The organism is Psychrobacillus sp., from assembly GCF_056205495.1.
In genome coordinates, this window is the sequence record NZ_JBAEAP010000201.1 from 1 (window position 1) to 8,720 (window position 8,720).

The 8,720-nt window shown below is 37.9% G+C and carries 10 protein-coding genes; 3 read left to right on the plus strand and 7 right to left on the minus strand.

Features of this window, described 5'->3' with window-relative positions; genetic code table 11:
* The first annotated feature begins 87 nt into the window (after window positions 1–87).
* Together AC06OU_RS05920 and AC06OU_RS05925 are read left to right on the plus strand one after the other, a co-directional pair.
* Window positions 88–1,026: a peptidylprolyl isomerase gene (locus AC06OU_RS05920; protein WP_475854600.1), complete on the plus strand. Its 939-nt coding sequence runs from the start codon at window positions 88–90 to the stop codon at window positions 1,024–1,026.
* Between the two features lie 145 nt (window positions 1,027–1,171).
* Complete coding sequence (locus AC06OU_RS05925) at window positions 1,172–1,957, plus strand: MerR family transcriptional regulator (RefSeq protein WP_475854601.1); 786 nt, start codon at window positions 1,172–1,174, stop codon at window positions 1,955–1,957.
* Between the two features lie 163 nt (window positions 1,958–2,120).
* Here the strand turns inward: AC06OU_RS05925 and yhaM are convergent, their stop codons facing one another.
* The 6 genes from yhaM to AC06OU_RS05955 form a co-directional block, all read right to left on the minus strand.
* Window positions 2,121–3,059 carry a 3'-5' exoribonuclease YhaM gene (gene yhaM / locus AC06OU_RS05930; RefSeq protein WP_475854602.1) on the minus strand — a complete coding sequence of 313 codons (939 nt, stop codon included), beginning with the start codon at window positions 3,057–3,059 and terminating at the stop codon, window positions 2,121–2,123.
* A complete protein-coding gene (locus tag AC06OU_RS05935; protein WP_475854604.1) occupies window positions 3,056–5,773 on the minus strand; it encodes an ATP-binding protein in 2,718 nt (905 codons plus the stop codon). Before AC06OU_RS05935 ends, yhaM begins: the two co-directional genes overlap by 4 nt.
* Before the next feature lie 5 nt (window positions 5,774–5,778).
* On the minus strand, window positions 5,779–6,984 hold the full coding sequence (locus tag AC06OU_RS05940) for a metallophosphoesterase family protein (protein ID WP_475854605.1): 1,206 nt from the start codon (window positions 6,982–6,984) through the stop codon (window positions 5,779–5,781).
* Between the two features lie 90 nt (window positions 6,985–7,074).
* Window positions 7,075–7,263 (minus strand): hypothetical protein, encoded by a 189-nt coding sequence (locus AC06OU_RS05945; protein WP_475854606.1) that lies wholly within the window; start codon window positions 7,261–7,263, stop codon window positions 7,075–7,077.
* A gap of 15 nt (window positions 7,264–7,278) precedes the next feature.
* Window positions 7,279–7,590 (minus strand): DUF2178 domain-containing protein, encoded by a 312-nt coding sequence (locus AC06OU_RS05950; protein ID WP_475854608.1) that lies wholly within the window; start codon window positions 7,588–7,590, stop codon window positions 7,279–7,281.
* Window positions 7,591–7,791: a helix-turn-helix transcriptional regulator gene (locus AC06OU_RS05955; RefSeq protein ID WP_475854610.1), complete on the minus strand. Its 201-nt coding sequence runs from the start codon at window positions 7,789–7,791 to the stop codon at window positions 7,591–7,593. It abuts the gene before it with no gap.
* Between the two features lie 138 nt (window positions 7,792–7,929).
* Between AC06OU_RS05955 and AC06OU_RS05960 the strand changes: the two genes are divergently transcribed.
* On the plus strand, window positions 7,930–8,115 hold the full coding sequence (locus AC06OU_RS05960) for a YhzD family protein (protein WP_251556665.1): 186 nt from the start codon (window positions 7,930–7,932) through the stop codon (window positions 8,113–8,115).
* 48 nt (window positions 8,116–8,163) lie between these two features.
* On the opposite strand, the gene AC06OU_RS05965 is transcribed toward AC06OU_RS05960, so the two are convergent.
* Window positions 8,164–8,720 (minus strand): anti-sigma factor C-terminal domain-containing protein (locus AC06OU_RS05965; protein WP_475854611.1); only part of this gene is annotated, 557 nt, incomplete at its 5' end.

Sequence of the window (8,720 nt, forward strand, 5' to 3'; positions counted from 1 at the left end):
TGGGCAAATGCACGGGAACCATTTTTGTTTTTATTTCGTTTATGGTATAGTTACAGTTGCAGCAAGATGAAGTTAGGAGAGATTTGTATGAAAAAAACAGTTTTATCATTAACGTTAGCAGCATCTGTTCTTGCATTAGGGGCTTGTAATGACAATGAATCTGCAGATAGCAGTAAAGTAATTGCATCCTCTAAAGTAGGCGACATCACACAAAATGATTTATATGAAGAAATGAAGGCTTCTATTGGAGATCAAGCTTTTCAACTTCTTATGATTGAAAAGGTATTAGACTCTAAGTACGATGTTACCGACAAACAAGTAGATGCTCAGCTAAAAGCAGATAAAGAACAACTTGGGGAAAACTTTGAAACATTGCTTGCACAACAAGGATACACAGAAGAATCCTACAAAAAGTATTTACGTCTTAACCTTCTACAAGAAGCTGCTCTTATTGAAGATGTAGAAGTTTCAGAAGATGAAATTAAGGCTGAATATGAAAATACGAAAAATGAAATTAATGCACGCCACGTGCTAGTAGAGGATGAAGAAACGGCTAAGAAAGTTAAAGCTGAATTAGAATCCGGAAAAGATTTTGCAGAAGTGGCAAAAGCTTATTCCACAGAACCAGCTGCACAACAAAGTGGTGGAGAATTAGGTTGGTTTGGTAAAGGTGCAATGGCTGCAGAATTTGAAGAAGCTGCGTTTGCCTTAGAGCCTAACGTAATCAGCGAGCCAGTTCAATCTAGCTTTGGATTCCACGTTATCGAAGTTACGGACAAGCGTGAAGTTAAAGAGTCATATGATGACAAAAAAGCAGAGTTAGAGAAAAACTTAAAGCTTGAAAAAGCAGATCAAGCTGCATTACTACCTAAAATTTCTAAATTGTTGAAAGATGCAAAAGTTGACATCAAAGATAAGGATTTAGAAAAAGCACTTGATGAATTTTTAGCTGCAGGAGACGCTGCAGGTTCTGCAGAGCAACCAGTAACTGAAGAAGATGCAACGACTGAAGAAACTGAGAAATAATTAGATATCATTTTGATAAAAGAGACCGCAACTTTATAGTTGCGGTCTCTTTCTTTTTAGCTGGCCATATAAAAATATTAAATTCCTCTTGCACCTCCAGTTACGTGAGGTTTTATAATGAACTTAACTACAAAGGAGGTATTTGATGAAAGAGAGTAACAAGTATACGATTGGGGTATTTTCGGAAAAGACAGGGCTTTCTATTCGAACCTTGCATTATTATGATGAAATAGGTATTTTAAAGCCAATACGGGATCTGAGCTCAGGACATCGTATCTACACGTATGAAGATCTTATAACACTACAAAAAATTATGAATTTAAAGTTTGTAGGGTATAGTTTAGAAGAAATTACACACATGCTACACATATCAAGCTTTACTATTGATTTAAATGAAACATTGGCTCTTCACCTTAAGCAGCTAGAGCAACATAAGGAAAGTATAGAAAAGTCGTTAACGGCCATTAAAAGAGTCATTCAGTTAACGCAAGAAGAAGGTGAAGTAGACAGCTCCATTTTATTTAGTCTGATTCAGTATATCCAAACCGAGCATATACAAAGAGAATGGATGGAAAAAAACCAGCTTACAGATTGGGTAGGGTATCTGTCTAACAAATCGGAAGAAGAAAAAAATTCATTGGACTTATCAACAGTACAAGTGTACAAGGAAATAAAACAACTATATGGTACACCCGTTGAGAAACCTGAAGCGCAAGCACTAATTCAAAAGTATTTAGAAACATCCTTAACGTATATCGGTAAGGATGTAATAGAAAGAATTCCCGGGAAAAATTTAAAAATGATAGATTTTAATGAAATTAAAGAAGTGGCACCCTCTCCATTAACAGCAGAGGAAGAAGAATGGCTTGGTCAAGCGTTAGAATATTATATGATTCAAGTAAATGGCGATTGGAGAAGCAAACTTTATTAAATCTTTAGTGGTTGTGATTTTAGACTAATAGTACGTTACTTATAAAAACATGGAAATTTAACGATTCTTTATTATTCATGGGGTTTTTTCCTACAGTTGTTTCTTTATAAAAAACAGGAACATAAAAAAAGTAAAGGTCTATTTGACCTTTACTTTTTTCTAGCTATTCAAAAGTAGGTTTATAGAAGGAACGATTTTCTAATGGGAATAGACGCTCAGTGAATTCACCTGAGTTTGTTTTTGCTAAAGCACGATTAAGCATATTCATCTTGGCATCGATATTATCAATATAGTGCAAGATCTCCGCTTCACGCACCATTGGACGCTTAGGACTGCCCCACTCTTCTTTACCATGATGAGAAAGCACCATATGCTGAAGGAGCATTATTTCTTCGCCTTCAATTTGAAGCTCTTCCGCTGCCTTTGATATTTCATTTACCATTATAGTAATATGCCCTAGAAGGTTACCTTCAATTGTATACGTAGTAGCGACAGGACCAGAAAGCTCTAAAACCTTCCCAATATCATGTAAGATGATTCCGGCATACAAAAGATCCTTGTTTAATGTTGGATACAGCTCACAAAGCGACTTCCCTAGCTTGAGCATAGAAACAACATGATCGATTAGACCAGAGGCATAATCATGGTGATTTTTAGTAGCAGCCGGATATGTCATAAAAGCAGTTTGATGCTTTTTCATTAAATGGCGTGTTACACGTTGTATCAAAGGATTTTTCATCTCAAAGAAAAATTGTAGTAACTCCTCCATCAATTCTTCTTTTGACTTTTCTGCTGATGGGACTAAGTCATTAATAGATATCGTCTCGTCTGATTTCACAGGTCGAATACTTTTTACTCGTAGCTGGAATTTCCCGCGATAGTCTTGGATTTCGCCACCAACACGCACTATTTGACTAGCTGCATACTGCTTTTCATGCTCCTCATTCGTATCCCATAGCTTCGCTTCAATATCTCCACTTTTATCCTGCAATATAAGTGACATAAACGGTTTTCCAACGGTAGTGATACCTTTAGTTGATTGTTTTATCAGTAAGAAATGATCGACAGGATCTCCTACTCGTAGCTGTGTAATTCCCTTCATCTCAAAACCCCTCCACTTCCAACTTGTAATGTCGCTACATCTATTATATGAGCCTCATTCCAACTAAGACGCATATGCTCATGACACGTAAAATATAGTAGTTGATGTTCATTTTGTAGCTCTTTCATTAATTGTACCACTTGTTTTAAGCGGTTTCGATCGAAATGTACAAATGGATCATCTAGAATAATAGGAAAAGCTACCCTATTCTTTAAGGAAACGGCTAATGCAATCCTTAATGCAATATACGCCTGCTCCTTCGTGGCCTGACTTAGCTCTGCTATTCGAAATCGTTCTCCACTAGGTTTAACCGCTTCGAATAATCCCTCGGGTGTAAATTCTAACAGCTCGTAGGATTCGTCCGTTAATATCCTAAAATAGCTTTTGGCTTTATCAAGTACGTCTGGCAGCCGTTCTTCTTTTAACTGCAACACTGTCTGCTTGATTGCTTCTGTTACCGTTTTATAAGCAGCCCATTTTTTTACTAACTCATACAGCTCTGATTTTTTCTCTTCTAATTGCTGTAATTTTTGACTTTGTTCTTCATTCTCGAGTAAGCGGCTCGTTTCATAAAGTAAGGTTGCTTTTTCTTCTAAAAGGAATTGACTTTTTTCTTTCATCGCCTCTAGAGTTTCTCTTGCTGTTACTTCAAAGCCTTCTTCAAAATCATTTATGTTTACTTTTCGATCGCCTAATTGCATTCTCATATGCTCTAATTCTTTTTCTAGTGACGCTCTAGTTTGAGATACTACATGCGCTTGGTAAAAATCACTTTCTGTTGAAACTCCCGCCTCCGTAAACAGCGTAGTAATCTGCTGTTCCTGAGCGTTTAATAACAATTCTAGCTCATTTAACTTTTCTTGTAGCTTTGTTATTTTACTAAGAGTACTCTGCTCTTCTTCAAGCCGTTTCTTTTCTTTCAAATAAATTTCCCGGAGCTGATGAAATAAAATATCTTCTACTAACTGGGATTTCACTAAGGACTGTGCTCTGCGTTCCAAGTCCCTTAAATTTCTACTGACTTCCTCGAGCTTACCTTCCATCTGGTCAAGTTGGATTTGTTGATTTTGAATAAGTCTTAACCGGGTAAATAACTCAGGCAGTAGGCTTGGGGATAATTCCTCATCAATTTGATAAGTTCTTAAAAAGGCATAAATTTTACGCTTACATTCCTTCTTTTGGTGTTCAATTTCTGAGATAACACCTTCTAGACGCATGATTTGATCCTTAAGACTTTTTAATTCGTCCTCTAATAAATCTGTATATTGCTGAGTCTCATTATCTTTTTGAAGACCTTTGATGAGCAAGGTAAACCCGCCATATATCCCAGTACTTATAATTACAGTAAGGAGCGCAATTAGCCAATTGGAGGCAAGAAAACTAAAGATTAACCCAACTATCAGTACAAATCCTACTAGTGAGAACAGAATACCTTTTGTGTTACTTTGGCCCTTAGATGAATTACGTGAACGTTTAGATTCACGTAGCCGTTTTTCTAGCTGCTCGACATCCTGCATTTTCAGGTTTAGCAAACGTTCTTCTTGTTGAAATTGCTGATTAAGCTGCTCTTGTTGGTTAAGCATCGTCACCAGCCGATCCTCCTGCTGGATTGATACATCAGCCGTCACTATATCATTTAAGCTACTTTCCCAATCAATTCCAACTAGGCTAAGCTCTTGCATTTGCTGCTGGAGAGTTTTACTATGCTCCTCTTCTAACTGGACTCGTTTTGCCCGCAATTGATGCCATTGGGATTCCTGGCTTAAAAAGCCTTGGATTTCCTCTAGGTTTTCAGGATCTATTGCTTCACTACTATGGGCAATTGACTGCAGCTCCTGCTTAAATTGTTCTACCGCTATTTGAGTGCTGGTCTGCTTGTCCTTAACAGCCTCATATCGTCGAAGACCTTCCGGAGGAAATGAATGACTTGGTAGCTTATCCAATTTCTCTAAAAGCTCATTTTCCGCTATTTTTAACGGTTTTAATTGCTTCCAATGGGAATAACTTTGAAGTTGGTCCGCTAGCTCTTTCTCACGTTCTACCGATTCTTTTATGATACTTTCAATCTCATTTAAACGCTGGATGGAGGGCTCGTACTTTTCCACTTGGTCCATTTGTGCCTTCCAAGCAGTTTCAAGCTGTCGTATCTCCTCCATTTTTTGATTGATGAAGGGCTTTCGTCCAGTAGGCTTATATAGCTCTCCCATTTCTTTTGCAAACTGCATTTCAACCCTAGATAACGTGTCCATTCCTGTAGTTCCAGAAGAAAGTAAAGTACGTGTCAGCTCTTCCTCCGTCATTTTTTCAAACCCTTGTAGCTGAAGTAAAGAAAATGAAAAGATTGCCTCATAGTCAGCTCGACTATAAGCATTCAATATTGTCGCAAGCTCCTTTTCTCCTCCACGAGTCCCATCCTCAAAATATAAGGTTACATCTCCACTTGCCTTCCCTTTTACTCTCTCGATGAAAACTCTACTGTCATCGTCCATTAGAATTTGTATTTTACCTCCGTAGGTGGCATTACTTCTAGGCTCATATCTTAACAGCTGTGAATTTCGTTGTGGGAAGCCAAAAAGGATGTGAAGTATAAATTGCTGAATCGTGGACTTCCCTGCTTCATTTTCTCCATAGAATACGTTAATCCCATCATGTACATTAACTTCTAGATTTTCATGCTTACCAAAGCCATATATGTGGAGCTTTTCTATTTTCATACCCTCTACACTCCCCCCGATACAGCCTTGTTCAGTAATTGTTTGGATTCTTCTTTGACCTCTTCAATGAAATGCTCGTCAATGCTTGGTAGATATCGACTACCTTTGGGATGCTGATACAATTCTTTAACGGCAAGCTTCCACTCGGCAGAATCCCACCCTTCCCATATTTCCGAAAGTATAAGTGCTTCGTTTAACTGACTAGCTGGTAGGTTAATAGTTAAATCCTTGAGGAGAATAAATGGATTATGCTTGTCTAGAGATTCCTGAAAAATAGCTAGCCACTCCTCCTTCGATGAGGCATCAAGCATTTCAAAAGTTTCCTCTGAGATATCGGAAAGCGTAAGCTCTACTATGGCGTTTCCGTTTTGTTCCACATAATCCTTAAGCTCCTGCTCCACAAGGCTTATCAATTCATTGGCATGGATTATATGCTTGCAGGAAACCTCTAACTGATCGTATATAAACATGCTACACGGAACAAATTGTAACTCTGTTTTATCTTTGGTTAGGGTTACATCATAGAACCCTTTCTTGCCTCTTTCATTTCGATGGCGGCTTTGAATATTACCTGGATAAACGATAGCAGGATCCATATGTAATACCTGTCGCTTATGTATGTGTCCAAGCGCCCAGTAGTCATACCCCTTCCCGATCAAATCACTTTGACGAAACGGAGCATACACATCATGCTCTTTGTCTCCCTCTAAGCTCCCATGTAGCATTCCGAAATGGTAGCCTTGACCACTGGCATTCGGATAATAGGAATGCATCGCAGCTCGGATATGACGCTCCTTATAGCTAAAGCCAGAAATATGGACCTGATTTCCTTGGACAGCAATCGTTTTAGTCTCTACGTCTTGGCCAAACACCTGTACATTTTCAGGTAACTGGAAACGCACCCAATTGCCACTCAAATGATCATGATTCCCATGACAAATAAAAACTGGTATCCCGACTTCTCGAAGAGCTTCCATTCCCCTTTGAAATAAATGCTGGGCTCGCAAGCTCCGATTTTCACCATCGTATATATCTCCGGCTATAAGGACAAAGTCTGGCTTAGTCGTAACTGCATACTGAATCATATTTTCAAAGGCATGAAACGTGCTTTCTCTGATTTCCTGCCATCTATTTTTAGGGATAGATGAAAGACCTTTAAAGGGACTGTCCAAATGTAAATCTGCCACATGTAAAAAACGAATAGCTGCCATCCTACTACACCTCACTAAAAATAGAATATTTGTTCTTATTTTATCATATAGAAAAGGCTATACACAAATAAATGTGTGATAGCCCTACTTTTATTTTTTTTCCAATTGTATTTGTACAAGAGATGTCACTAAACCAGTTATCCCTGCTGTCAACCCCGCTGGTAAACTAAAGAGGAAGTAATACCACTGTCCTGTATATAGAGAGAGTCCTAAGAAAATTAATGGCATTCCTATTAAAGCGAATAGGGATGCTACAAGCGCCCATTTAGCTTTTGTCATGATATATTCCTCCTTTTAGTTATTTTTATCTGCTACTGCAGCCCCTACCCCATAAGAGACTATGTGTATAACCCAAAGACCGGTCATTACGAAAAATGCCAGTCCTGGCCCCTCCACAATGATAATAATCATCCATGCTACTAATATTGCAGCAGTTGTGACTTTCCAGGAATAAGATCTTGCTGTTGAATGTACTTGATTGTACCTTTCATCAAACAGTCTTTTTTTCTTCCCGATTCTACGAAAAACAAAAAACATAATCCCCGAGATTACTATCGCCGCTGGTAACCCAATTAAAAACGTGAACCAATCAAATTCTGCATTCATTTAATCTTCCCCCTCGTAAATGAAAATGTCCTCTATATAACATTTGAATAACCTGGAAAGCTTAAAAGCCAATTGAATAGAAGGATTATACTTTCCTTTTTCTAAAGATATGATAGTCTGCCGAGACACCTCCAGCTTTTCTGATAATTCATCCTGTGTCAACCCTAGTTCCATTCGCTTATCCCGAACATAATTTTTCACCGGTACCCTCCCTTTTGTAAAGCTAACTTTACGTAAAGTATACTTTACTTTCTAAAGTAATGTCAAGCTGACTTTACTTTTATTTTTTAATTTTTGTTGTATAATGAATTTTAAGAATACATAAGGGGTGTATGATAGATGAAAGCCTATAAATTCACAGCATTTGAACCAACAGGGGAACTAATCATTGAGGAAACATGGAATTACGAAAACGACGAAGCAGCAAAAAAACAAGGCGAGGAAGCAATTAACGAAAAGGGCTATGGCAATAAAACACATCGCCTTGTAAATAGCTCCGGCAAGCTCATATTGTTTCACGTGTAATATAAAAAGGGACTTAGCACCGCTATAATTAACGGGCTAAGTCCTTTTTTATTGTTCAATCCAATTCCATGGTTTGATCTCTCCAAGCTTTGCGTTATGGATTCCTTCTATTTCCTTCAGTTTCAACAGTTCCTTCACTGGTCCTGTTACAACTGCTCCATATACTTGAAATCCTTCTTTTTGAAGATAGTCATACCTCTCTTGAAGGTGAGCTGTTCCTAGTAATGTTTCTGCAAGGTTTTTATCTTCTTCGATCATTTTTTCCATATTTTTAAGCATGATTTCTTGGCTTTCTTTGACTGTTTCGGTGTTTAAATTAGTGGCAGAATTTGTGATATTAAAGTCTTTATTTACCAGTTTAAATCCTGCTAACCCCCAAGGTTTTGCTAATGTTATACCGTTTTCACTGTTACTCCAGCCACCTTCAGTGAAATTCTTTAATTCGCCCATATAAACTGGCATCCAAAGAACATCTAGTTGATAAGTAGAAAGTAATTGTAGTAACTCGTCTGGAGAGTAATATTTGTTCGTTGAAAAGGCTAGTTGCGCAACATTTCCTTCATGGATGTGCTCTAATTGGTTCCAAACATCCGGTGTTTGAGTTT

Excerpts from the sequence above, each read along its gene's own strand:
- AC06OU_RS05920 (WP_475854600.1), top strand. The coding sequence starts at position 88 with ATGAAAAAAACAGTTTTATCATTAACGTTAGCAGCATCTGTTCTTGCA.
- AC06OU_RS05925 (WP_475854601.1), top strand. The coding sequence starts at position 1,172 with ATGAAAGAGAGTAACAAGTATACGATTGGGGTATTTTCGGAAAAGACA.
- yhaM (WP_475854602.1), bottom strand. The coding sequence starts at position 3,059 with ATGAAGGGAATTACACAGCTACGAGTAGGAGATCCTGTCGATCATTTC.
- AC06OU_RS05935 (WP_475854604.1), bottom strand. The coding sequence starts at position 5,773 with ATGAAAATAGAAAAGCTCCACATATATGGCTTTGGTAAGCATGAAAAT.
- AC06OU_RS05940 (WP_475854605.1), bottom strand. The coding sequence starts at position 6,984 with ATGGCAGCTATTCGTTTTTTACATGTGGCAGATTTACATTTGGACAGT.
- AC06OU_RS05945 (WP_475854606.1), bottom strand. The coding sequence starts at position 7,263 with ATGACAAAAGCTAAATGGGCGCTTGTAGCATCCCTATTCGCTTTAATA.
- AC06OU_RS05950 (WP_475854608.1), bottom strand. The coding sequence starts at position 7,590 with ATGAATGCAGAATTTGATTGGTTCACGTTTTTAATTGGGTTACCAGCG.
- AC06OU_RS05960 (WP_251556665.1), top strand. The coding sequence starts at position 7,930 with ATGAAAGCCTATAAATTCACAGCATTTGAACCAACAGGGGAACTAATC.